We start from the raw sequence: 22,704 nt of genomic DNA, 5'->3' as shown, positions 1-22,704 counted from the left end.
GAATCGCGGGGACATGAGCCACGACACCCCCGTGTCCCCCCGCCCCGTCCGCCGTCTGTCGCACGTACGCCGCCGGGTGGTGACGGCCCGCACGCTGCGCGAGCGCGGCGTGTCGGCCGCCACCGCCGACGAGCGCTGCCGGCCGGGCGGCCCCTGGCAGATGCCGCTGCCCGGCGTCTACCTGCTGCACTCCGGGCCGCCGACCGGCGAGGAGCGACTGCACGCGGTGCTGCTGTACGCGGCGGGGCCCGAGCGCGTACCGGGGCAGGTCTCTCCCGGCCCCGCCGCCCCTCCCGCCGCCCCTCCCGCCGCGCGCGAGGCGCAGGCCGTGATCACCGGGCCCGCCGCGCTCGCCCTGCACGGCTTCTCCTCCACGCCCCCGCTGTCCGCCCTGGAGCACATCGACGTACTGGTGCCGCACACCCGGCGGCTGCGTCCGGCCGGCTGCGCCCGTGTGGTGCGCACCCGCTCCCTCCCCGAGGCCGAGGAGGTCACCGGCCTGCCCGTGGCCCCCGTGCCCCGCGCCCTGGCCGACACCGCCGCCCGGACCGGCGACGCGGTGACGGTGCGCCGGATGCTGACCGAGGCGGTGCGCGGCGGCCACTGCGAGGCACGGGCCGTCGTCCGCGAACTGGTACGGGCCCGGCTGCTGGGCCGCCCGCACCTGGCGGACGCCGTGGACGCGCTGCTGGCCGAGAGCCGGTCGGTGGCCGAGAGCCTGCTGTACGGCCTGGTCCGCGCCCACGGCCTGCCCGACCCCTGCTGGAACGTCGACCTCCGGCTGCCCGGCGGCCACCACCTCGGCGGTGTGGACGCCTACTGGCCGGAGCATGCCGTGGCCGTCGAGATCGACCTCCGCGACGGCACGGGCGCGCAGGGAGGCGCGGGCGCGGAAGGGAGCACACGCCCGCCGACGTACGCCCGCAAGCGCGAGCGGCTGCGGGGCCAGGGCGTCACGGTCGTCCACGTCACCGCGGCCGCGCTCCGCGACCGGCCCGCGCAGCAGGCCGCCGTGGTCCGCACCGCCCTGATGACCGCGCCCGAGCGCGGGCCGGCCTCGTACGTGGAGGTCCTGCCTCGGTGAGTGCCGGGCCCCGGGCCCTCGGACACCCGAGGCCGCCAGACCCTCCGGCCGTCAGGTCCTGAGGTCCTCGGGCCGCCGGGCGCCGGAGACCTCCCGCCTCTCCCCCTCCCGGGCCGCCGTGTCACGGGAGGCGGGGGCGGCCGGGGGATCCTCGCGGTGGAGGAAGGTGTCGAGCAGGTCACCGACGGGGTGGTCGGCCTCCGAGGGGTGACGGAGGGCGACGGTGGGATCGATCGTGTAGCGGTTGCGCCTGCCGACCCGGGTGCGGCTGAGGTACCCGGCGGCCTCCAGGTCGGCGACGATCGCCTGGGTCGCGCGCTCGGTGATGCCGATGGACGCCGCGACGTCCCGCAGCCGGACCTCGGGGTCGCGGGCGATGTGCAGGAGTACGCGGGCGTGGTTGGTGAGGAAGGTCCACCGGTCGCCGCGGGAGGGGGAGGCGGTCATGCCCCCATCGTACGATCCGCGTTTCGTGTGTCACCCCCGAAAGGCGTTCCATGATTAGCGAAGAATTTTTCGCGTAATTATTGACGTGCTTCTCTCTTCGGGTGACCCTTGGGGCATATGACCGTTTCCGCGCAGGAAGGCGGATCCGCCGTGACCATGCCGCACCTCCCGCCCCGACCGATCGCCGCCGTCCTCACCGACCGCCTCGACGACATCGCCGTCGTCGACGACGCCGTACGCCTGGCCGGGCTCCACCGGGCGCCCCTGCTGCTGGTGGCCGTACTGCCCGCACACGTGGACGACCGGGCCGCCGGGCAGGCGGGCGCCGCCGTCCTGGCCAGGGTGCTGCCCCGCGTCGGGCGGGCCGGCCTGGGCCACATCCCCGCCGCCCACCGTCTGACGCCGCGCCGCGGCGCACGGCTGCGGACGGCCGCCGGGGTGGTCGCCCTGACCCGCCGGAACCGCTGCGACGCGGTGGTCGCCGCCCGTACGGGCCCCGCCGGTGCCGACGCCGGCTCACTGCGGGAGGCCGCCGCCCTCCACGGCGGCCCGCCGGTGCACACGGCGGGCCCCGCGCCCTGGACCCCCCTGCGCGGCACCGCGCCCGGCCCGTCGGGCCGGGCGGCCCCTCGGACGACGGAAGGAACCCGATCCCGTTGAACGATCCGTCCCTGGCCGTCCCGTTGTGGGTGTGGGCCGCACTGACCCTCGGCATCGCCGCGATGCTCGCCGTCGACCTGCTCGCCCACCGCGACAACCATGTGATCGGCTTCCGCGAGGCAGCGGCCTGGAGCGCGGTGTGGATCGCCGCCGGCCTGGGCTTCGGCCTCGTGCTGTGGGCCTGGCAGGGCGGCGACACCGCCGGCACCTACTACGCGGGCTATCTGATCGAGAAGGCCCTCTCGATCGACAACGTCTTCGTCTTCGCCCTGGTCTTCTCGTTCTTCGCCGTTCCCGACGCCTACCAGCACAAGATCCTCTTCTGGGGCGTGATCGGCGCGCTCGTCGCCCGGCTGGTGTTCATCTTCGTCGGGGCCGAACTGCTCCAGGTCTTCTTCTGGACCGCCTACCTCTTCGGCGCGTTCCTGATCTGGACCGGCTGGAAGATGGCCTTCTCGCACGACGAGGAGGTGCACCCCGACCGCAACCCGCTCGTACGGCTGGTGAAGAAGGTCGTTCCGACCGACTCCCGCTACCACGGAGACCGCTTCTTCGTCCGGATCGACGGCCGCCGGGTGGCCACCCTGCTGTTCGTCGCCCTCGTCGCGATCGAGGCCACCGACCTGATCTTCGCCATCGACTCGGTCGCCGCCGTCCTGGCCATCACCACCGACACCTTCCTGGTGTGGACGGCCAACGCCTTCGCCGTCCTCGGCCTGCGCAGCCTGTACTTCTGCCTGTCCGGGCTGCTGCGGCGCTTCACCTACCTCCACTACGGGCTGGCGTTCCTGCTCGTCTTCGCCGGCGTCAAGCTGATCCTGTCCGAGACCCCCGTCGGCAAGCTCCCCATCCCCGTCACCCTCGGGGTCATCGCCGCCACCATCGCCGTCTCGATCGGCTGGTCCCTGGCGGCCACCCGCTCCCGGGGCGGAGACGGGACCGGAACCGGGGCCGGGGCCGGGGGCAGCGGCGATGACCACGGGGACGGCGCGGACGACGGAGACGGCCGGGGCGGCGGGGACGCCTCCGGGGAGACGGCCGTACCGCGCGGCATCCCGTCCGGCTGAGAAGTCCGGGAGGCCGAGCCCCCGGGAAGCACCGAAGGGGGGCGGTGCCCGCGCTTCCGGCGCGGGCACCGCCCCCCTTCCGGGGCTCCCGGAGCGTCAGACGGCCGCCGCCGCGTCCGCCGCCTGCGCCTTCAGGGCGCGCTCGATCCCCGCGCGCGACTCGGTCACCAGGCGGCGCAGGGCCGCGCTGGGCTCTGCCGACTCCAGCCAGGCGTCCGTGGCCCGCAGCGTCTCCTCGGAGACCTGGAGGGCCGGGTAGAGGCCGACCGCGATCTGCTGGGCCATCTCGTGGCTGCGCGACTCCCACACGTCCTTGAGCGCGTCGAAGTACTTCGCGGTGTACGGGGCGAGCAGCTCGCGCTGGTCGGTCTGGACGAAGCCGCCGATGACCGACTCCTGCATGGCGTTGGGCAGCTTGTCGGACTCCACGACCGAGGCCCACGCCTCCGCCTTGGCCTCCTGCGTCGGCCGGGCCGCCCGCGCCGCCGCCGCGTGCCGCTCGCCGGCCGAGGTGCGGTCGCGCCCCAGCTCGGCCTCGATGGCGTCGGCGTCCGCGCGCCCGGTGGCCGCGAGGCGGTGGAGCAGGGCCCAGCGCAGCTCGGTGTCCACCGTCAGGCCCTCGATCTCCTCGCTGCCGTCCAGCAGTCCGGCGATCAGGCCGAGCTGCTCGTCGGTGCGGGCGGTGGCGGCCAGCGCCCGTGCCCAGGCGAGCTGGTGGTCGCTGCCGGGCTCGGCCGTGCGCAGCCGCTCCAGCGCGGCCTCGGACCAGCGCAGCAGGCCGCTCTCGCGCCAGCCCGGGGCGGCGTACAGGTCCAGGGCCAGCTTGACCTGCCGCTGGAGGGACTGGACCACGCCGATGTCGGACTCCTTGCCGATGCCGGAGAGCACCAGCTCCAGGTAGTCGCGGGCGGCCATCTCGCCGTCGCGGGTCATGTCCCAGGCCGAGGCCCAGCACAGGGCGCGCGGCAGCGACTCGGTGAAGTCGCCCAGGTGGCCGGTGACGGTGGCCAGGGACGCCTCGTCGAGGCGGACCTTGGCGTAGGACAGGTCGTCGTCGTTGAGCAGGACCACCGCCGGGCGGCGGGCGCCGGCCAGTTCGGGCACCTCGGTGCGCTCGCCGTCCACGTCCAGCTCGATCCGGCCGGTGCGCACCAGCTTCCCGTCCTCCAGCTCGTAGGAGCCGACGGCGATGCGGTGCGGGCGCAGCAGCGGCTCGCCCTTGGCGCCCGCGGGCAGGGCCGGGGCCTCCTGGCGCACGGCGAAGGAGGTGATGACGCCGTCCGCGTCCACCTCGATCTCCGGGCGCAGGATGTTGATGCCGGCCGTCTCCAGCCACGCCTTCGACCAGGTCTTCAGATCCCGGCCGGAGGTCTCCTCCAGGGCGGTGAGCAGGTCGGTCAGGCGGGTGTTGCCCCAGGCGTGCCGCTTGAAGTACGTCTGCACGCCGCGGAAGAAGGCGTCCTCGCCGACGTAGGCCACCAGCTGCTTGAGGACGGAGGCGCCCTTGGCGTAGGTGATGCCGTCGAAGTTGACCAGGACGTCGTCCAGGTCGCGGATCTCGGCCATGATCGGGTGCGTGGAGGGGAGCTGGTCCTGGCGGTAGGCCCAGGTCTTCATGGAGTTGGCGAAGGTCGTCCACGCGTGCGGCCAGCGGCTGCCGGGTGCGGCGGCCTGGCAGGCGATGGAGGTGTAGGTGGCGAACGACTCGTTCAGCCACAGGTCGTTCCACCACTCCATGGTGACCAGGTCGCCGAACCACATGTGGGCCAGCTCGTGCAGGATCGTCTCGGCCCGCACCTCGTAGGCGGCGTCCGTCACCTTGGAGCGGAAGACGTACTGGTCGCGGATGGTGACGGCGCCCGCGTTCTCCATCGCGCCCGCGTTGAACTCGGGGACGAAGAGCTGGTCGTACTTGGCGAAGGGGTAGGGGTGGTCGAACTTCTCCTCGAACCAGTCGAATCCCTGCCGGGTGACCTCGAAGATCGCGTCCGCGTCCAGGTGCTCGGCCAGTGAGGGGCGGCAGTAGACGCCCAGCGGGACGCTGCGGCCGTTGCCGTCCTCCCAGCTGCTGTGCACCGAGTGGTACGGGCCGGCGATCAGCGCGGTGATGTAGGAGGAGATGCGCGGGGTGGGCTCGAAGCGCCAGACGTTGTCGCGCGGCCCCCCGGTCCCGGGAGCGGGCGAGTTGGAGATCACCGTCCAGCCCTCGGGGGCGGTGACGGTGAAGGCGAAGGACGCCTTCAGGTCGGGCTGCTCGAAGCAGGCGAACACCCGGCGGGCGTCGGGCACCTCGAACTGCGTGTAGAGGTAGGCCTGCTGGTCGACGGGATCGACGAAGCGGTGCAGGCCCTCGCCGGTGTTGGTGTACGCGCAGTCGGCGACCACGCGCAGCTCGTTGCGTCCGGCGACCAGGCCGGGCAGGGCGATGCGCGAGTCGGCGAAGGCCTCGGCGGGGTCGAGGGACTCGCCGTTGAGGACGATCTCGTGCACGGCCGGGGCCACCAGGTCGATGAAGCTCTCCCGGGCCTCGCGCGCGTCGAACCTCACCGTGGTGGCCGAGCGGAAGGTTCCTCCCTCCTGCGCGCCGGAGAGGTCGAGCTCGATCTCGTACGAGTCGACCTCGAGCAGACGGGCCCGCTCCCGCGCCTCTTCGCGCGTGAGGTTCGTACCAGGCACCTGCGTCATCTCCTTCGTGTGTCCGGACTCTCGGTTTTCCGGCCATCCTCGCACGCCCGCCCCGGGGAACGTGATGGCCGTTTCCCGCCGGTACCTGCGGCGATACGGGGCGACAGTGGGAGCATGACGACCTACGGCACTCCCCTCGACGCCCCTGTCCGGCCACCCCGCCACAGCCCCCTCCCCATACCCCCGCCCGTACTGGAGCGGCTGCGCGCGGAGGACGACGCCGGGCGCCCGGCCCTGCCGTTCGCCGACGGCGAGGGCGGCGCCCCGCTGCGCTGCTGCCTGCGGCTCTCCCGGCCCGGCGAGCGGATCGCCCTGGTGACGTACGCGCCGCTGCGGCGGTGGGCGGCCCGCACGGGGGCGGATCCGGGGGCGTACGACGAGCAGGGCCCTGTGTTCGTCCACGCCGCGGAGTGCGGCGGGCCCGGCCTCCGGGAAGCGCTGGGCTACCCGTTCGCGCGGCCGGGGGTACGGCGGGTCCTGCGCCGCTACGACGCCCGCGGGCGTATCGCCGGAGGACTGCTGGTCGAGCTGCCCGGGGATCCGGGGACGGACGCCACCGCCGTCCTCGACGCCGCGCTGGACGAGGCGTTCGCCGATCCGGAGACGGCGCTGGTCCATGTCCGGGCGGTGGAGTACGGCTGTTTCCAGTTCGAGGTGCGCGGGCCCGTGGAGGCGGTCGACCGAGAATCGTCAACTTCGGGTTGACGGCTTGGCATCGTCAACCTACGGTTGACGCATGGAGAATCCGACACCCCTCACGGGCACCGTCCGCCTCGACGACCTGATCGAGGGCATCAAGCAGACCGAGTCCGACGTCCTGCGGCAGCTGTCCACCGCGGTCCTCACCGCGGAGCACCTCGGCGAGGTGGCCGACCACCTGATCGGCCACTTCGTGGACCAGGCCCGGCGCTCGGGCGCCTCCTGGACCGACATCGGCCGGAGCATGGGCATCACCAAGCAGGCCGCCCAGAAGCGCTTCGTCCCCAAGGGCTCCGCACCGGACCTGGACCCCGCCCAGGGGTTCGGCCGGTTCACCCCCCGGGCCAGGAACGCCGTGGTGGCGGCGCAGAACGAGGCCCAGTCGGCGGGCCACGCCGAGATCCGGCCCGAGCACCTGGGCCTGGGCCTGCTGAGCGAGCCGGACGGGCTCGCCGCGAAGGCGGTCGCCGCACAGGGCGTGACGGCGGAGGCGGCCCGTGAGGCCCTCACCGCGGCGCTCCCGCCCGCGGCCGGCGAGGCGCCCGAGCTCGTCCCGTTCGACGCGGGGGCGAAGAAGGCGCTGGAGCTCACCTTCCGCGAGGCGCTGCGGCTGGGCCACAACCACGTCGGCACCGAGCACGTCCTGCTGGCGCTGCTGGAACTGGAGGACGGCGACGGCCCGCTGAGCGGCCTGGGCGTCACCAAGGCGGCCGCCGAGGCGTACGTCGCCGAGGCGCTGGCCGCGTTCGCGGCCGCACAGGGCGGTTCGCGGCCGGAGGCGGCCCCGGAGGGGTGAGCCGGAGGACGTGAGGCGGGGAGGCGACGGGGAGGCCGGGAGGTGAACTCCCGGCCTCCCCGGTGAACGCACGACGAGCGGGACATGGCGGACGCGGCCCCCGGTGATCCATGAGCGCTGTTCGGTGCCGGACGTTCGCGCGCCGTTGGAACGCGGGTCACCGCGGCTGCCGACGATCCCGGTGGGCGGGGGAACGCCCCGTCCCAAGGCGCCGCGTTCGCATCCGGGGAGAGACGCCCATGTCCCGCAGCAGCCAGCCCGCCCGCCGCACCACCCCTCACCGCGCCCTCGACCGCCGTGTCCTCGACCGCCGCACCCTGCTCGCCGCCGCCGGAGCCGCCGCGGTCGCCACCGGGGCGGGGGTGGCCCTCGGCGGGGGCGGGGAACCGGCCGACGCCGCCGCGCCCACCGCTGCCCCTCCCTCCCCGCCCGCCTCCCCGTCCCCCTCGCCCACCGCCCCGGCCGTCCCCTCCCCCGCCGGGACCACGCTGGAGAGCACCGCCGCGCCGCGCGGCGCGGCCGGCTACCGGCGGCTGGGCGAGGGGCGCGGCTGGGAGCGGGTCGTACGGCAGGACCTGGCCGCCGCGGGCGGGGCGCGCGAGGACCGGCGCACCGTCCTGGCCTCCTTCGTCCACCTCACCGACACCCATGTCACGGACGTGCAGCACCCGCTGCGCTTCGAGTACATGCGCTCCGGGAAGCCCGGCGCCTGGCGCCCGCACGAGGCGCTGTCGGTGCACGGCCTGGTCTCGATGGTCGAGCGGATCAACTCGCTGCGCGGCGGCCCGGCCACCGGCGCGCCGCTCGGTTTCGCGATCACCACCGGGGACAACACCGACAACAACTGCCGTGCCGAGACGGAGTGGTTCCTCACCGCGATGAGCGGCGGCCGCATCACCCCCAACACCGGCGACCCGCTGCGCTACGAGGGAGTGCAGAACTCCGGACTGCCCCTGTACTGGCACCCGGAGGGCGGGGCGGACGACACCGACCGGGGCCGGTACGGCTTCCCCCGCCTCGACGGCTTCCTCGACGCCGCGATCCGGCGGCTCACCAGCCCCGGCCTGGCCATCCCCTGGTACTCCACCGTCGGCAACCACGACGACCTCCACGGCGGCCACTTCGCGGGCAGCGCGTACTTCACCGACCTGGCCACCGGTGAGCGGAAGCTGTACGAGCTGCCCGAGGCCGAGGCCGCCGCGCTCCACAGATCGGTGCGCAGGGGCCGCGACACCCGGGGCACCGCGCTGAGGGAACTGCTGCGCGCCCACGCCCGCAGGACGCGCACCGTCACCCCCGACCCCTCCCGCGCGCCCCTCACCGCCCGGGAGTACGCCGCGGCGCACCTGGACCCGGCGTACACCGGTCCCGGCCCGGCCGGCCACGGCTACACCCGGGCCGCCCTGGAGGAGGGGCGGCTGTACTACTCCTTCCGCGTCGCCGACGGCGTGCTCGGCGTCAGCCTGGACACCACCAACCCCGACGGCGACTACCGGGGCCACATCGGCCCCGCCCAGCTGCGCTGGCTGGACCGCGAGCTGACCCGCCACGGCGACGACCGCGTGCTGGTCTTCAGCCACCACTACAGCGACTCCGTCACCGTCGGCGGCGCCGAGCTGACCGCGCTGCTGGGGCGGCACGCCAATGTGATCGCCTGGATCAACGGCCACAGCCACCGCAACCGGATCGTGCCGCACGGCCACTTCTGGGAGATCACCACCGCCTCGCACGTGGACCACCCTCAGCTCGCCCGCGTCATCGAGCTGACGGACAACGGCGACGGCACCCTCTCCCTCTTCACCACCTGCGTCGAGTCCGCGGCCCCCTACGCCGCCGAACCCGGCGACCTCTCCCCCGCCGGCCTGGCCTCGCTCTACCGCGAACTGGCCTTCAACGCCCCGGGCCGCAGCACGGCCCTGACCGGCAAGGCGGGCGACCGCAACACGGAGCTGCTGCTGCGGCGCCCCTGAGGGGGATGGCGGGGGCACCGCCGGGGGCGGGAAGTGCGGCGGCCGACGCGGAGGAGGACCCCTGTTCCGCGCCGGCCGAACCGTCGGCCGAACCGCCGTCCGGCCCGTCATGCGGCCCGTCATGCGGCGGACCGGCCGGGGAAGGGCCCGTCCTCGCGCCGCCGTTCCTCCTCGGAGCCGGACGCGGTCCCCGCGGAGCCCCGCAGCCGGTCGAGCCGGTCGATCACCGGGCCCGCCGTGACGCCGTGCAGCACCACCGAGGCCAGTACGGTGAACGTCACCACGGCCCACAGCTCCTCCGCCGGTACCGGGAAGTCCGTCTGCCCCAGCCCGTAGGCGAGGTAGTACAGCGAGCCGATCCCCCGGATGCCGAAGCCCGCGACCACCCAGCGCTCCCGGCGCTCCATACCGCCGCCCAGCAGGCCCGCCCACCCCGCCAGCGGCCGGACCACCAGCAGCACCGCCAGCGCGACGAGGGCGCCCCGCCAGGTCAGCGGGGCGAGGCCGCCCAGTGCGACGAAGGCACCCAGCAGGAAGAGCAGCCCCACGGTGAGCAGCCGCTCGATCTGCTCCACGAAGTCGTGCAGGACCCTGTGGTAGCCGTGCGCGCGCTCGGCCGCCCGGATCGCGCAGGCGGTGGTGAACACCGCGAGGAAGCCGTAGCCGCCGGCCAGCTCGGTCACCCCGTAGGACAGGAATGTGGCTCCCAGGGCTACGAAGCCCTCCCGGTGGTGGGACAGGCGCAGCACCTTCGAGCGCGCGCGGAAGAACAGCCAGCCGAGCAGCCGGCCGACCAGCAGCCCGCCCAGCACGCCGACCACGCACTTGTACGCGAGGTCCTCCACCGCCCACGAACCGACCCAGTCGGCCGACCATCCGGCGCCCGCGGCGGCGGCCAGCGCCACGGCCGCGTACGTCAGGGGGAAGGCGAGCCCGTCGTTCAGGCCGGCCTCGCTGGTGAGGGCGAACCGCACCTCGTCCTCGTCGTGCTCCTCCTCGGTGGGCTCGCCCACCTGCACCTCCGAGGCCAGTACCGGATCGGTCGGCGCCAGGACGGCGGCCAGCAGCAGCGCGGCGGCCGGCGGCCAGTCCAGCAGCCACCACGCCACGCCGGCGGTGCACACCACGGTCAGCGGCATCGTCACGCCCAGCAGCCGCCAGGTCGCGGCCCAGCGGCGCAGGCCGACGGGCCGGTCGAGGGCCAGACCGGCGCCCATCAGCGAGACGATCACGCAGATCTCGGTGGCGTGCTCCACCAGCAGCCGGTCGTCCACCGGGTCGACGGTGGGCAGCGGCAGCGGCAGCAGGTACACGCCGATGCCGCAGAGCAGGAAGACCAGGGGCAGCGACAGCGGCCGCCGCCCGGCCACCACGCGCGGCAGCACGGCGGCGCCCAGCGCCGCCACCCCCAGCCATGTGAACACGCCGTCACCGATCGTCACCGCACAGTCCTTCCCGCCGCGTCGCCGTACCGGGCGGCACCGCAGCCCGGATACCCGTGAACCCGCAGGCCATGACGGTGATGCGGAGCTCACGGGCGGTGACGCCCGACGGCGGGCGCCGAGGCGCGGGCCCCGCGGCGGCGTTACGGGCCGGGCAGGACCGGGTTGGACAGGGCCGGGTTGGACAGGGCCGCGTCAGTGCCCGCGGTCCTCCGGCCCCGGTGGGCGCGGCGCGGCGTACCGCTCCCCGGGCGCCCTCTCCGGCACCGGCTCGGGCGCAGGCGCGGGCGGCCTCCAGGGGCGGGCGCCGACCAGGAAGGCGGTACGGCGCGCGGTGGGCGGCAGCGGTCCGAGCGCCCTGCCGCCGGGCATCCGGATCCCGGTGGTCAGCAGGACCGCCAGGGTCTGCGTCAGCGTCGTCCCGCAGTCGTGCCACGGATCGCTCCCGCGCCGGGCGGCCTCCGCGTCGAACACGACGACCGGCCACCGGTCGGGGTCACCGGACGCCCCGGTGTCCCAGAGCAGCCGGGCGCTCCCCCTCGTCTCGCCCCAGGCGAGCAGCCCGCCGGGCTCGGGGTGGAACGGCGGCGGTTCCCGCCGCATGGCCCGGCGGGAGGAGATGCGGCACTCCCGGTGCGTCTCCCACAGCCAGTCCCCGTAGTCGTATCCGCCCTCCCGCACACACGGAGTGTGCAGCCACAGGTGCTCGCCGACGTCCAGCGGCCCGAGGGCGGAGACCAGCGCCCTGTAGTCGGCGGGCAGCCCCAGCCCCAGCCAGCTCTCGACCGCGTCCCAGTCGACGGGGACGGGCGCGGGCACGGCGGGCCGGCCGGAGTCCGTCGACGGCGGGAGCGTGAGCCGTGCGATGAGCGAGGACAGATCCATGGCGTGGCATGTTCGCATGTCACACCGACAGCCGCGCGGCCCGGGGCGGGCGGGGCGGGTGGAAAGGGCGTTGTGCCGGACCCGGCGGTGGGCCAGGATGCCGGGGGAAGCTCGGGAGGAACGGCGCCGATGGCGATACTCGTCTACTACCGCAAGCTCTCCGAGGACGCCTCCACCGTGCGCTACGCGTTCGGCGGGCACCCCGAGGAGATGGACCGGGCCATGACCCTGGACAAGGCGACCTACGGGGCCGAACCGGACGACGGCAGGGAGACCTTCGGCTTCCTCGCCACGGTCCGCAGGATCGCCCGCACCCACCGCACCTCCGGCACCTGGCCCGAGCACGGGATGGTCGCCCACTAGGCACGGCCGCCCACCGGGCGTGCCGGCCCGCCGCGGAGAGCGCCAGGGGAGCGCCCGGGGGGGCGGTCCTCAGTCCAGGACGTGCCGCAGGTAGGCCCCGGGGTCGGCCAGGTAGCGGCGCCAGTGGTCGACCAGGGCGAGTTCGCCCCAGGTCGTCCGGCGCAGGCCGTGGTCGCCGACCTCGATGACGTCCGCGCCCGGCAGTGCGGTCAGCAGCGGTGAGTGGGTGGCGCAGACGACCTGGCCGCCGCTCCTCGCCAACCGGTCGATGTGGCCGATCAGTTCCAGGCAGGACGCGAACGACAGCGCCGCCTCCGGCTCGTCCATCACATACAGCCCGGGTCTCAGGAACTTCCCCCGGAACGCGGCGAGGAAGCCCTCGCCGTGGCTGACCGAATCCGGCGCGAACCCCTCCCGTTCCAGCGCGTCCAGCGCCGTCTCCGCCCGCAGGAAGAACCCGGTGCGGGCGGACCAGCTTCCGAGCATGCGCCGCCCGCGCGGCGCCGCGTCGAACCGGATCCGCTCCCCCAGCTCCGACTTGGCGCGCGGGCTCGCGTAGCGCCAGTCGTGCGAGCCGCCCCAGGGGTCCAGGCCGAAGCCCTCCGCCAGGGCCTCGACCAGCGTGGACTTCCCCGAACCGTTCTCGCCCACCAGGAACGTCACCGGCGCGGTGAAGCGCAGCCCGTCCGTGAGGAGCATCCGTACGCAGGGGAGGGACCAGGGCCATTCCCCGTCGTCGTACGACTCCACGTGTGCGTACGCGCGTTCGACGATCATGCGCCGAGTCTGCCACGCGCCATGCGTCCCCGCGCCCCCCGCGTCCGCACCCCCTTGCGTCCCACCCGGCACACCGGTGCGCGGGACGGCGGCGGCCAACACGGCGGTGCACGGGTATTGACGCCCCGACCGAACGGCCCTTAGCGTCCCTGAACCAAGTGTCCGGAAACTTTCCGGAAACTTTGAAAAGGTCGACCGAAAATGGGAGCCCTCCGATGAGACCCATCCGCATCGCCACCGCCGCACTCACCGCGGCCGCACTGTCCCTGCCCCTGGTGGTGACCTCGGCCACGGCCGCCCCGCCCGCAGACCAGCAGGCCGCGCCCCACTCCAACGCCAAGTTCGACCGGCTTCGCGAGGCCGCTCCCAAGGGGTTCTACGTGGGCACCGCCGTGGCGGGTGGCGGCCACCACCTCGAGCAGGACTACCCGGACCCGTTCACCCACGACCGGAAGTACCGGAAGATCCTGGGGCAGCAGTTCAACTCGGTCTCCCCCGAGAACCAGATGAAGTGGGAGTTCATCCACCCCGAGCGGGACACCTACAACTTCGGGGCGGCCGACGCCATCGTCGAGTTCGCCGAGCGCCACCGGCAGGTCGTGCGCGGCCACACGCTCCTGTGGCACAGCCAGAACCCCGAGTGGCTGGAGCAGGGCGACTTCTCCAAGGAGGAGCTGCGCGAGATCCTGCGCGAGCACATCACCACCGTCGTCGGCCGCTACGCCGGCAAGATCCAGCAGTGGGACGTGGCCAACGAGATCTTCGACGACCAGGGCAACCTGCGCACCCGGGACAACATCTGGATCCGCGAGCTCGGACCGGAGATCATCGCCGACGCCTTCCGCTGGGCCCACGAGGCCGACCCGGAGGCGAGGCTGTTCTTCAACGACTACAACGTGGAGAGCGACAACGCCAAGAGCGACGCCTACTACGAGCTCAGCCAGGAGCTGCTCGCGCAGGGCGTGCCCGTGCACGGCTTCTCCGTGCAGGCGCACCTGAGCATGCGCTACGGCTTCCCGGGCGACCTCCAGCAGAACCTGCAGCGGTTCGACGACCTCGGCCTGGAGACGGCCGTCACCGAGCTGGACATCCGCATGGACCTGCCGGAGAGCGGCGTGCCCACCGCCGAGCAGCAGAAGCAGCAGGCCGACTGGTACCAGCGGGTGCTGGAGGCGTGCCTGGCGGTCGAGGAGTGCAACTCCTTCACCATCTGGGGCTTCACCGACAAGTACTCCTGGGTGCCGGTGTTCTTCCAGGGCGAGGGCTCGGCGACGGTCATGACCGAGGACTTCGAGCGCAAGCCCGCCTTCTACGCCCTGCGGTCCTCTCTGAAGGACGCCAAGTGGGAGCAGTGGAAGGAGAGCTGGAAGCGCCGCTGAGCGCGTCCGGCCGCCGGACGTCCGCCCGCCGCCGACCGCATGCGGTGGGCGGCCTGAGGATCCCCCGCCGGGCCCGCCACCGCCCCTCTCCGGGCGGTGGCGGGCCCGGCCGCTTCCGGCTCACCCCCGCCGCCCCGCACCGGCGGGCGGGGCGGCGGGGAGGTCGTACATGGGCGCGGCGCCTTTCCGCGTGCCGTGTCGCCGATCGCGTTCGGCTCTACGCACAGCGCGACGTGCCGCGTTGGCCGTCCGGTAGGGGAACCGGCTCGGCAGCCGTGCTGCACACCTCACGAACCCGCAGGTGGAATGCGCCGGGACGGGCCCCGGGAAACCGTCACCCAACTCCCGGACCGCTGACCGCGGTCACCTTCCCGGCACGCCGGGTGATCTCTAGCGTCTCCCTCCGTCACGCACTCACGACGAACGGAAGGACCGCGCATGGCAGACGGCACGAGGAGCAAGCACGCGGGGAAGCCGGCGCCGATCAGGCCGTGGAACCCGCCGCCCCGGCCGCCCTCCCCCGACGGCGGCCCCACCGAGCCCAAGCGGCGGTGAACGCGGTGACGGGTACGGCGGCGGACACGGCGCAGCGGTGGCAGGGGCACCACAGGCGTCTGCTGGACGGCCTCTCGGCCTCCGGCGCCCTCACCCCCGACTGGCGGCCGTCCTTCGAAGCGGTGCCGCGCCACCGCTTCCTGCCGGAGCGGATCTGGCGGTACGGCGCGGGCGGGTACGTCCCCGTCCACCGCGCCGGGGAGCCCGGAACGTGGTGGGAACTCGCCTACGCCGACGAGCCGGTGGTCACCCAGCTAGACGACGGAACGGCCGGCGGCCCCGGCGAGGCCACCTCCTCCAGCTCCATGCCGTCGCTCGTCGCGCGGATGCTCGCGGAGCTGGAGGTGGGCCACGGCGGCGAGCGCGTGCTGGAGATCGGCACGGGCACCGGCTGGAACGCCGCCCTGCTCGTCCACCGCCTCGGCGACGCCCGGGTGGTGACCGTCGAGGTGGACCCGTCCCTGGCCGAACGGGCGCGGCAGGCGCTGGCCTCGGCCGGACGTGCGCCCCGGGTGGTGTGGGGCGACGGCGCGGCCGGGTGGGCGCGCGGCGCGCCGTACGACCGGGTGCTGGCGACGTGCTCGGTGCTGCGCGTACCGGGGGCGTGGGTGGCGCAGACCGTGCCCGGGGGGCGGATCGTCGTGCCCCTGCACCGGGACGTGTGGTCCGGGGGGCTGGTGTCCCTGACCGTCCAGGACGGCGGCCTTGCGCAGGGGACGTTCACCGGCCGGGCGTGGTTCATGCCGCTGCGCGCCGACCGGCTGCCCTCCCTGCCGGTGGACTCCGCCACCGGCCGCCGCTCCGCCACCGGCCCGGACCCGGCCCGGATCACCGAACCCGGCTTCTGCGCCTGGGCGTTCGCCCGGCTGCCGGACATCACCATGACGTACGCCGACGAGGACGGCGGTGTCCGCCGCGTCTGGCTGACCGGCCGCGACGGCTCGGCCGCCACCGCGGCCGGGTACGGCCGGACCGGGGACGGCTGCGGCCCGCTCGAGGTCTGGCAGTACGGCCCCGCCTCCCTGTGGGACCGGGTGGAGGCCGCCTGGCGCGCGTACGAGGCCGAAGGCTGCCCGCGACAGGGCGAGTTCGGCCTGACGGTCACCCGCGACGGCCGCCAGGAGATCTGGCTGCGCGACCCCGGCCGCGTCATCGGCTGAAGGCGCACGCGGCGCACACGCGGCGGAAAACGGAGAGGGCCGGCGCGCGCCCGTAGGGGCGCGCGCCGGCCCGGCCGCGGTCACACGGCCGCAAGACCACGTGGTCACGCGGTCACCGGGTCAGGCGGCCGCGCAGGCTCCGAGGTCCTCCCAGACGCCCCACTCGCCGGTGGTGCCGGGCTCCTCGCCCTGCGTCCACCACTTGGCGCGCCAGGTGTGTCCCTCGTGGGTGACGGTGCTGCCGCCGGTGTACACGTTCCCGGCGCCCCAGTTCGGCGAGGCGCAGGCGCCCGGCTCTCCGTCGCCGCCGCCGTCACCGCCGCCGTCGCCGCCGCCCGTGCCGCCGATGTTGACGTCGATGCAGGCGTAGAAGGCGTTGGCGGTGTCCGCCACGTTCCACACCGCGAGGACCTTCTGACGGCCGGTGAGGCCGCCGAAGTTCACCTGGTGGCTGACCTGCGAGGGCGGCTGAGCACGGTTGCCGTCGAACTCGGCGATCTTCCGGTCGCCGATGAAGTACTGCCACGTGTCGGTGGCGTGGCGCGCCGTCAGGCTCCAGGTGAAGGTGTGGGAGGAGCCGACCGGCGTGACCCGCCAGGCCTTGCTGTCGTCGTCGAGTTCGGCGAACTGCTGGTTGCCGCCGCTGCAGCTCTTGAGCCCCTTCGGCCCCTCGACGCTCTGCGGCTCGTACGAGATCTGGCCGCAGTCGACGACGCCCTCGGCGCACTGGTCCTGGCGGCTGCCGGGGTCGGTCACCCAGCCGTGGGCGTTGGCCGTACCCGCCGGAAGGCTGACGGCGAGCAGGGGGGCGACCATCGCGCCGAGCGCAAGGGCCACTCGCTTCTTCGTGTTCATGCCATTCCACTTTCTTCGGTGTCGTCGAGGCCGCCACCCGGAAGCCCGGTGCGACCGGGTGGGGTACGGCGCGCACGCCGTGCCGGTCGCACCGCCCCGCCGGGTGGCGCGGGAGCGTGGACACACCGGATGCCGCGAGAGGTGTCGCCGTCCACGCGCCGTGCCCTCACACGGACAGCGCCGTGGGACGAGGACAGAGGCTGACCTGAGGTCTAGACCTGAGGTGCTCAGGTCTAGACCTTAGCGGCGGACCGCCCTCGGTCAAGGGGTTGGACCAAGCGAACTGCCGGACAGCACCCCCGACTTCGGGCCCCACCACAGTCCCCGCCTGCCTGCGCCGACGCCGACGGCGGCTTCGCGAAACGCCCCCGGTCCCACCTGGAAGTACGTCCGGCGCTTTCCCCGCCCCGCCCTTCATCGGCGGGCTCCGGCGGGCGGAGGCTCAGGAGGCCGTCCAGCAGGGCGGTGCCGGCGGGAGTGTTCATCGGTACAGGGGCCCGTGTGGTGACGGGCAACCTCGGCGAAGGCCGCGCATACGGCCCGTTCCGGCCCGCACTTCCACTGTTGGGCAAGGCCGTGGGGGCCTGGCACCCCTTCGGGGGAATCCTTCGCCGAACACGCCGTTCCGGTCACTCTGTGTGCTTGCGTGGAACGGCAGTCCAAACCCGCATGCCCGTTCCGTGACAGGGGGATCCCGCCATGACCGAGCCCAGGCAACTCGACCCGTACGCCTCACCCATGACCTTCTACGGCGCGGAACTGCGCCGCCTGCGCGAGGCGGCCGGGCTCACCCAGTCCCAGCTCGGCGAGCGCGCCTTCTGCTCCGGCACCTACGTCGGCCAGTTCGAGACGGCGGTGCGCCGCCCGCAGCCGGACACCTCCAGGCTGTTCGACGAGATCCTCGGCACCGGCGAACACCTGCAGCGCCTGTGCCGGCTGGCCCGGAAGTCCCGCTATCCGGACTACTTCGCGGACGTGGTGGAGTTGGAGATGCTGGCGGCGACGATCAGCGAGTACTCGCCGGTGCTGGTGCCCGGGCTGTTGCAGACCGAGGCTTACGCACGCGGCCTCACGCAAGCGACGCTGCCCTACGCGGACGATGACGAGGTGCGCGAACTCGTAGCCGGTCGTATGGACCGGAGTCGGCGTCTGGACAACCCCGAGGCCCCGGAGGTGTGGGCGATCCTCCACGAGGCCGCACTTCACGTGCCTGTCGACGGCCCCAAGGTCATGCGCGACCAGCTCAACCACCTTATTGACTTGGGACTCCACCACAAGCGCGTCATCGTGCAGGTGGTCCCATACTCGGCTGGGCCGCACCCGTTGATGTACGGCACCACGATTCTGATGACGTCGAACGAGGCCCCGCCCGTTGCCTACACCGAAGGTGCTCACACCGGCCAACTCATCGATGAACCGGCGCTGGTGGCCAAGTTCAACCGCTCCTACGATCACGTCAGGGCCGCCGCCCTCGCACCCAAGGCGTCCCTTGCCCTGATCGAATCGGTCGCGAAGGACTACAAGACACCATGAGCACCAACCACGGCCCGAGCGCCGCCGCTTGGCGCAAGTCGTCCTACAGCAACGGCGAGGGAGGAGCCTGCGTCGAGGTCGCCGACGGCTTCCCCGGCGTCATACCCGTCCGCGACAGCAAGGCCCCCGAGGGGCCCGCGCTGGTCTTCCCGAACGCCGGCTGGTCAGCCTTCGTGACGGCGGTCAAGGGCGGCATGCTCTGACGGCCCGCGCCGGGCCCGCGCGCCACCGCGCCTTACGGCGCGGTCGCGGCCGGTTCCGGACCGGAGGCGGAGACAGCGGCGGCATCGGCGGGCCGGGAGGCCGCCGCCCACCGGACCGCCGGGCCCATGGCCCAGGAGGCGGTGAGGAAGGCCGCGCCCAGGGCGAGCCAGCCCGCCGGGCCGCCGCCCAGGACCAGCCAGGTCAGCAGCAGCGGGCCGAGCATGCGGGCGATGGCCGCTCCCGTGCCGAAGAAGCCCTGGTACTGGCCCTGGCGGCCCTCCGGGGCGAGGCCGAAGGAGATCTCCCAGGCACCGGAGGCCAGCGCCGTCTCGCCCAGGACCTGGAGGCAGGCGGCCGCCAGGAGGACCGCGAGGGCCGTCCACGGCGAGGCGGGGACGGCGGTGAGGGCGAAGGCCGCGCAGGAGACGAGCATCAGCACGCCCGCGGCGCGTATGTGGCGGGTGGCGGTGCGCAGGTCCCGCACCCCGCGCGCCACGCGGACCTGGAGGGCGACAACGCCGAGGGTGTTGAGCATCAGCAGCGCCGCGACCGTCCAGCGCGGGGCCTCGGTGCGCTGCACCACCCACAGCGGGATGACGACGCTGAGCAGCGGCATGTACAGCAGCAGCGCCGCGTGGAGCGCGGTGATCAGCGCGTACGGGCGGTCGCGCAGGACGGCCAGTCGCGGGGTGCCGGACGCCGCCGGCGGGGTGGGCGGCACGGCGGGCAGGCGCGTCAGGACGAGGGCGGCGGCGAGGAAGGCGAGCGCGTCCGCCGCCAGGACCGCGCGGTACGCGGCGGCGGTGTCGAGGTGGAGGGCCAGGCCGCCGGGGCGGAGCCGGCCGTGTCCGCAGGGTCATGCCGTGACGCTACGGAGCCGTCCGGTCCTCCCGGCAGGGCCAATCGGCGGCCGGTTCGCCGGGCCGATCACACGGCCGGTCACCGGCAGCCCGGTGGAGGGCCGGTCCGCCGCCCGGAGCCCCGCCGCGATGCGCCGGGGACGGCGGGCCGCGGATCAGCCGCGGTTGGGCTCCTGCCGGCCGCTGATCTGGCCGCTCGGGCGCGAGGACTTGTCGCCGACCATCACCAGCGCGGCGATGATCGCGAACAGGGCGAGGGGCGCCACGACGTACAGGCCGAGGGTCTCGACCACGCTCAGGCCGGTGCCCGGGTCGTCGCCGTCGTCGCGGTAGAGGGCGAGGGCGGAGGGGGAGGCGACCAGCAGCGTCAGCGCGGTGAGGGCGGTGACGAATCCGGCGCGCACGGCGGTGCCGGCGCTCCTGACGTTCTCGTTGACCTTGACCTTGTTGTCCACGGAGTCAACGCTAGCGAACCTCTCCGGAGGTCACGCGTCCAGGGTGGTCTTCGGGTTCGGCGTGGCTCTCCTCGTGCTGCCCTCCGTGCTGTCCGGGTGCCGGTATGCGGCGCTCGCGCGGCCCGTGCAGCTCCTCGTACACCGTCTCCAGCAGATCGCGCATCCGGGGCGAGGTGACCAGCTCCTCCAGGGTGACGGGCCTGCCGTCGCCGTCGGCGACGGGCAGCCGCCAGTTGGGGTACTGGTCCCAGGTGCCCGGCACGTTCTGCGGGCGCCGGTCCCCGACACCGTCGGGCAGCCAGACCCCGACCATCTTCGCGGGGGTGCGGGCCAGGAAGCGGTACAGGCCCCTGATCTCGCTCTCCTCCTCGCCCGGCCCCTCCGGCAGCAGGTCCAGACGGGTCAGGTGGGAGATCCACTCGGCGGTCTCCATGGCGTCCCGGGTCTGCTCCTCGGCGAGCGGGCCCGCCAGCAGCCCCAGGCCGTCGCGCAGCCGTACGTGGTCGCCGCTGAGCCGGGCGGCGGTGCTGGGCAGGTCGTGGGTGGTGGCGGTGGCCAGGCAGTCGGCGCGCCAGTCCTGCGGCTCCAGCGGCTGGGGGGTCTCGTGGTTGGGGGTGCGGATGTGGTCGTAGTCGCGCTCGAACCACAGCACGGAGGTGCCCAGCACGCCGCGCCCGGCCAGCTCCCCGCGCACGCCCGGCTCGACGGTGCCCAGGTCCTCGCCGACGACGACCGATCCGGCGCGGTACGCCTCCAGGGCGAGCACTCCGAGCATGGCCTCGGCGTCGTAGCGCACGTAGGCGCCCTCCGTGGGCGGGCGGCCCTCGGGGATCCACCACAGCCGGAACAGGCCCATCACGTGGTCGATGCGCAGGCCGCCGGTGTGCCTCAGCAGCCCGCGCAGCAGCGTGCGGTAGGGGGCGTAACCGGAGGCGGCCAGCGCGCCCGGGTTCCAGGGCGGCAGGCCCCAGTCCTGGCCGTGGGGGCTGAAGGCGTCCGGCGGGGCGCCGATGGACATGCCGGTGGCCAGGAAGTCCTTGAGCGCCCAGGCCTCCGCTCCGGAGGGGTGGACGCCCAGGGCCATGTCGTGCACCAGGCCGATGGACATGCCCGCGTCGCGGGCGGTGCGCTGGGCGCGGGCGAGCTGGGCGTCGGTGAGCCAGGCCAGCCAGGTGTGGAAGTCCACCCGGTCCAGCAGTTCGCCGCGGGCGCGGGCGGTGGCGGCCGAGCGGGGGTCGTCCAGGCCGGCGGGCCAGGAGCGCCAGTCCGGCCCGTGGATCTCGGCGAGGGCGCACCAGACGGCGTGGTCCTCCAGGTCCTGGCCCTGCTCGGCGAGGAAGTCGCAGTACGCGACGTGGCGGCCGGGGCCGAGGGGGACGGTGCGCACCAGTTCCAGGGCGCGGCGCTTGAGCGACCACACCGCGTCGCGGTCGATCATCCCGTCCTTGGCGAGGGTGGCCTCGCGCAGTTCGGCGGCCTGGGTCAGCAGCTCGTCCGCCTTCGCGCGGGCCTCGCCGCGCAGGTAGGCGTACTCGGGGATCTCCTCGATCCGCAGGTGCACCGGGTCGGCGAAGCGCCGCGAGGAGGGCCGGTAGGGGGAGGGGTCCACCCTCTCGCCGTCGGCGGCGGGCACGGCCGAGTGCAGGGGGTTGAGCTGGATGAAGTCGGCTCCGGTCGCGCGCCCGGACCAGGCGGCGAGGTCGGCGAGGTCGGCGAGGTCGCCCATGCCCCACGAGCGCGAGGACAGCAGCGAGTAGAGCTGGACGAGCAGGCCGAAGGAGCGGCCCCGGACGGCCGGGAAGCGGTCCGGGGCGACGATCAGGGCGGCGCTCGCGGTGCGGCCGCCGGGGGCCTCGGCGTGGAGGGTGTGGCAGCCCAGGGGGAGCCGCTCGCCGTCGGCGTCCGGATCCGTCCCCCAGTCCAGGGTGCGGCCGTCCTCCGTCTCGACCCTCAGCGCGGTGCCGTCGGGGAGCGGGGGGACGCCGCCGCGGACGGCGGGCTGGGACACGGCGGGCCGGGAGGCGTCGCCGCGGGAGGCCGCGCGTACGACGACGGTGGGCGGCAGCAGCCGGGCCGCCTCCTCGCGCGCGTGGCGCGCCAGGGCGTCGCGTACGGCGTCCGGGGTGGAGGCGTCGACGCCCAGTGCGGCGAGCACTTCGACGATCGTGTCGTCGGGCACCCGGATCGTACGGCCCGGGGCCGGGTCGTAGGAGGTGCAGACTCCGTGCGCCGCGGCCAGTCGCGCCAGTCGGCTCATGGGAACTCCCTCCGCTCTCCCTGGGCTCTCCGGGGCCTAGATCTCCGCGGAATCCGTTCCGTATCCCACCCCGGCCGGTTCGCTGGTCAGCGGGAGTTCGGCGGCCAGCGGCGGCTCACTGGTGAGCGGGGCGGCGTCGGCGAGCGGGGGTTCGCTGGTCAGCGGTGTCTCGGCGTAGTCCCAGGAGCAGGAGCCGTCCAGGCCGGAGTCGGGGTCGGAGACTCCGGACAGGTCGATCGGCTCCTGCCCCTGTTTGGGGAACAGGGGGAGGGGGGCGAGGAGTTCAGCGGACGCGGCCACGGAGGCCTCCGTTCGTTGCTGTCGGTCGGACATCAGGGCCCTACCCACTGAGGCGGATCCCAGACACTTTCGGCGGCATAAACGTGACATGGCTCACATGCTTGCCGCCGATGATTTCGCGGTGTGACGCGCCTGTCAGCGTAGGGCATTCGAGCAAAGCGGGCATCTCGGCCAAGATTTACCGCCTCCCCGCGGGCCGGCCGTCCGGTCGCGCGTACGGCCGGGCGCCCGGCCCCGGCCCGTCCCGCCTCGGCCGCACCGGTCGACAAAC

The 22,704-nt window shown here is 74.1% G+C and carries 21 protein-coding genes; 11 read left to right on the top strand and 10 right to left on the bottom strand.

What is annotated here, in order from left to right; translation table 11 throughout:
• The first annotated feature begins 13 nt into the window (after positions 1-13).
• Complete coding sequence (locus BMY40_RS01235) at positions 14-1,084, top strand: hypothetical protein (RefSeq protein WP_093654422.1); 1,071 nt, start codon at positions 14-16, stop codon at positions 1,082-1,084.
• A gap of 51 nt (positions 1,085-1,135) precedes the next feature.
• Here the strand turns inward: BMY40_RS01235 and BMY40_RS01230 are convergent, their stop codons facing one another.
• The gene (locus tag BMY40_RS01230) at positions 1,136-1,531 is read right to left on the bottom strand and encodes a helix-turn-helix transcriptional regulator (protein WP_093654420.1); all 396 of its coding nucleotides are present in this window, start codon (positions 1,529-1,531) and stop codon (positions 1,136-1,138) included.
• A 150-nt stretch (positions 1,532-1,681) separates the two neighbouring features.
• Between BMY40_RS01230 and BMY40_RS01225 the strand changes: the two genes are divergently transcribed.
• Positions 1,682-2,191, top strand: a complete 510-nt coding sequence (locus BMY40_RS01225) for a universal stress protein (protein ID WP_425443052.1) — start codon at positions 1,682-1,684, stop codon at positions 2,189-2,191.
• Entirely contained in the window at positions 2,188-3,258 is a 1,071-nt protein-coding gene (locus BMY40_RS01220) for a TerC family protein (RefSeq protein ID WP_093654418.1), read from the top strand. Before BMY40_RS01225 ends, BMY40_RS01220 begins: the two co-directional genes overlap by 4 nt.
• Positions 3,259-3,354: 96 nt before the next feature.
• Here the strand turns inward: BMY40_RS01220 and pepN are convergent, their stop codons facing one another.
• Positions 3,355-5,934, bottom strand: coding sequence for an aminopeptidase N (pepN, locus tag BMY40_RS01215; protein ID WP_093655653.1), 2,580 nt, complete (start codon positions 5,932-5,934; stop codon positions 3,355-3,357).
• A 123-nt stretch (positions 5,935-6,057) separates the two neighbouring features.
• Between pepN and BMY40_RS01210 the strand changes: the two genes are divergently transcribed.
• From BMY40_RS01210 to BMY40_RS01200, 3 genes are all read left to right on the top strand, one after another.
• A complete protein-coding gene (locus tag BMY40_RS01210; RefSeq protein ID WP_093654416.1) occupies positions 6,058-6,648 on the top strand; it encodes a DUF1203 domain-containing protein in 591 nt (196 codons plus the stop codon).
• Between the two features lie 31 nt (positions 6,649-6,679).
• Entirely contained in the window at positions 6,680-7,438 is a 759-nt protein-coding gene (locus BMY40_RS01205; protein WP_093654414.1) for a Clp protease N-terminal domain-containing protein, read from the top strand.
• Positions 7,439-7,677: 239 nt separating this feature from the next.
• The gene (locus BMY40_RS01200; RefSeq protein WP_093654412.1) at positions 7,678-9,408 is read left to right on the top strand and encodes a TIGR03767 family metallophosphoesterase; all 1,731 of its coding nucleotides are present in this window, start codon (positions 7,678-7,680) and stop codon (positions 9,406-9,408) included.
• A 119-nt stretch (positions 9,409-9,527) separates the two neighbouring features.
• Here BMY40_RS01200 and BMY40_RS01195 read toward each other — a convergent pair whose 3' ends face one another.
• Together BMY40_RS01195 and BMY40_RS01190 are read right to left on the bottom strand one after the other, a co-directional pair.
• The gene (locus BMY40_RS01195; protein ID WP_093654411.1) at positions 9,528-10,850 is read right to left on the bottom strand and encodes a cation:proton antiporter; all 1,323 of its coding nucleotides are present in this window, start codon (positions 10,848-10,850) and stop codon (positions 9,528-9,530) included.
• Positions 10,851-11,045: 195 nt separating this feature from the next.
• Positions 11,046-11,735: a hypothetical protein gene (locus BMY40_RS01190; RefSeq protein WP_093654409.1), complete on the bottom strand. Its 690-nt coding sequence runs from the start codon at positions 11,733-11,735 to the stop codon at positions 11,046-11,048.
• 129 nt (positions 11,736-11,864) lie between these two features.
• On the opposite strand from BMY40_RS01190, the gene BMY40_RS01185 reads away from it, so the two are divergent.
• Positions 11,865-12,098 carry a hypothetical protein gene (locus BMY40_RS01185; RefSeq protein WP_093654407.1) on the top strand — a complete coding sequence of 78 codons (234 nt, stop codon included), beginning with the start codon at positions 11,865-11,867 and terminating at the stop codon, positions 12,096-12,098.
• A 69-nt stretch (positions 12,099-12,167) separates the two neighbouring features.
• On the opposite strand, the gene BMY40_RS01180 is transcribed toward BMY40_RS01185, so the two are convergent.
• Positions 12,168-12,875, bottom strand: coding sequence for an AAA family ATPase (locus BMY40_RS01180; RefSeq protein ID WP_093654405.1), 708 nt, complete (start codon positions 12,873-12,875; stop codon positions 12,168-12,170).
• Positions 12,876-13,090: 215 nt separating this feature from the next.
• On the opposite strand from BMY40_RS01180, the gene BMY40_RS01175 reads away from it, so the two are divergent.
• Together BMY40_RS01175 and BMY40_RS01170 are read left to right on the top strand one after the other, a co-directional pair.
• A complete protein-coding gene (locus tag BMY40_RS01175) occupies positions 13,091-14,254 on the top strand; it encodes an endo-1,4-beta-xylanase (protein WP_093654403.1) in 1,164 nt (387 codons plus the stop codon).
• A 560-nt stretch (positions 14,255-14,814) separates the two neighbouring features.
• Positions 14,815-15,969, top strand: a complete 1,155-nt coding sequence (locus tag BMY40_RS01170; RefSeq protein WP_245769774.1) for a methyltransferase domain-containing protein — start codon at positions 14,815-14,817, stop codon at positions 15,967-15,969.
• Between the two features lie 120 nt (positions 15,970-16,089).
• Here BMY40_RS01170 and BMY40_RS01165 read toward each other — a convergent pair whose 3' ends face one another.
• Positions 16,090-16,824, bottom strand: a complete 735-nt coding sequence (locus BMY40_RS01165) for a lytic polysaccharide monooxygenase (protein ID WP_093654401.1) — start codon at positions 16,822-16,824, stop codon at positions 16,090-16,092.
• A gap of 699 nt (positions 16,825-17,523) precedes the next feature.
• Here BMY40_RS01165 and BMY40_RS01160 point away from each other — a divergent pair.
• On the top strand, positions 17,524-18,357 hold the full coding sequence (locus BMY40_RS01160) for a helix-turn-helix domain-containing protein (RefSeq protein ID WP_093654399.1): 834 nt from the start codon (positions 17,524-17,526) through the stop codon (positions 18,355-18,357).
• The gene (locus tag BMY40_RS01155) at positions 18,354-18,560 is read left to right on the top strand and encodes a DUF397 domain-containing protein (protein ID WP_093654397.1); all 207 of its coding nucleotides are present in this window, start codon (positions 18,354-18,356) and stop codon (positions 18,558-18,560) included. Before BMY40_RS01160 ends, BMY40_RS01155 begins: the two co-directional genes overlap by 4 nt.
• A gap of 32 nt (positions 18,561-18,592) precedes the next feature.
• On the opposite strand, the gene BMY40_RS01150 is transcribed toward BMY40_RS01155, so the two are convergent.
• The 4 genes from BMY40_RS01150 to BMY40_RS01135 all read right to left on the bottom strand — a co-directional run bounded on the left by BMY40_RS01150 (position 18,593) and on the right by BMY40_RS01135 (position 22,433).
• Positions 18,593-19,282 (bottom strand): MFS transporter, encoded by a 690-nt coding sequence (locus BMY40_RS01150; protein WP_093654395.1) that lies wholly within the window; start codon positions 19,280-19,282, stop codon positions 18,593-18,595.
• Positions 19,283-19,576: 294 nt separating this feature from the next.
• On the bottom strand, positions 19,577-19,876 hold the full coding sequence (locus tag BMY40_RS01145) for a hypothetical protein (protein WP_093654393.1): 300 nt from the start codon (positions 19,874-19,876) through the stop codon (positions 19,577-19,579).
• Between the two features lie 10 nt (positions 19,877-19,886).
• The gene (gene malQ, locus BMY40_RS01140; protein ID WP_093654391.1) at positions 19,887-22,133 is read right to left on the bottom strand and encodes a 4-alpha-glucanotransferase; all 2,247 of its coding nucleotides are present in this window, start codon (positions 22,131-22,133) and stop codon (positions 19,887-19,889) included.
• 36 nt (positions 22,134-22,169) lie between these two features.
• A complete protein-coding gene (locus tag BMY40_RS01135) occupies positions 22,170-22,433 on the bottom strand; it encodes a hypothetical protein (RefSeq protein WP_093654389.1) in 264 nt (87 codons plus the stop codon).
• Between the last annotated feature and the right edge of the window lie 271 nt (positions 22,434-22,704).

Source organism: Streptomyces radiopugnans (genome assembly GCF_900110735.1).
GTDB classification, from domain to species: Bacteria; Actinomycetota; Actinomycetes; order Streptomycetales; family Streptomycetaceae; genus Streptomyces; species Streptomyces radiopugnans.
This window is presented reverse-complemented; position numbering and strand designations above follow the sequence as displayed.

Coding starts and splice junctions, on each gene's coding strand:
- BMY40_RS01235 (WP_093654422.1), top strand. CDS start 14: ATGAGCCACGACACCCCCGTGTCCCCCCGCCCCGTCCGCCGTCTGTCG.
- BMY40_RS01230 (WP_093654420.1), bottom strand. CDS start 1,531: ATGACCGCCTCCCCCTCCCGCGGCGACCGGTGGACCTTCCTCACCAAC.
- BMY40_RS01210 (WP_093654416.1), top strand. CDS start 6,058: ATGACGACCTACGGCACTCCCCTCGACGCCCCTGTCCGGCCACCCCGC.
- BMY40_RS01205 (WP_093654414.1), top strand. CDS start 6,680: ATGGAGAATCCGACACCCCTCACGGGCACCGTCCGCCTCGACGACCTG.
- BMY40_RS01200 (WP_093654412.1), top strand. CDS start 7,678: ATGTCCCGCAGCAGCCAGCCCGCCCGCCGCACCACCCCTCACCGCGCC.
- BMY40_RS01190 (WP_093654409.1), bottom strand. CDS start 11,735: ATGGATCTGTCCTCGCTCATCGCACGGCTCACGCTCCCGCCGTCGACG.
- BMY40_RS01185 (WP_093654407.1), top strand. CDS start 11,865: ATGGCGATACTCGTCTACTACCGCAAGCTCTCCGAGGACGCCTCCACC.
- BMY40_RS01180 (WP_093654405.1), bottom strand. CDS start 12,875: ATGATCGTCGAACGCGCGTACGCACACGTGGAGTCGTACGACGACGGG.
- BMY40_RS01175 (WP_093654403.1), top strand. CDS start 13,091: ATGAGACCCATCCGCATCGCCACCGCCGCACTCACCGCGGCCGCACTG.
- BMY40_RS01165 (WP_093654401.1), bottom strand. CDS start 16,824: ATGAACACGAAGAAGCGAGTGGCCCTTGCGCTCGGCGCGATGGTCGCC.
- BMY40_RS01160 (WP_093654399.1), top strand. CDS start 17,524: ATGACCGAGCCCAGGCAACTCGACCCGTACGCCTCACCCATGACCTTC.
- BMY40_RS01155 (WP_093654397.1), top strand. CDS start 18,354: ATGAGCACCAACCACGGCCCGAGCGCCGCCGCTTGGCGCAAGTCGTCC.
- malQ (WP_093654391.1), bottom strand. CDS start 22,133: ATGAGCCGACTGGCGCGACTGGCCGCGGCGCACGGAGTCTGCACCTCC.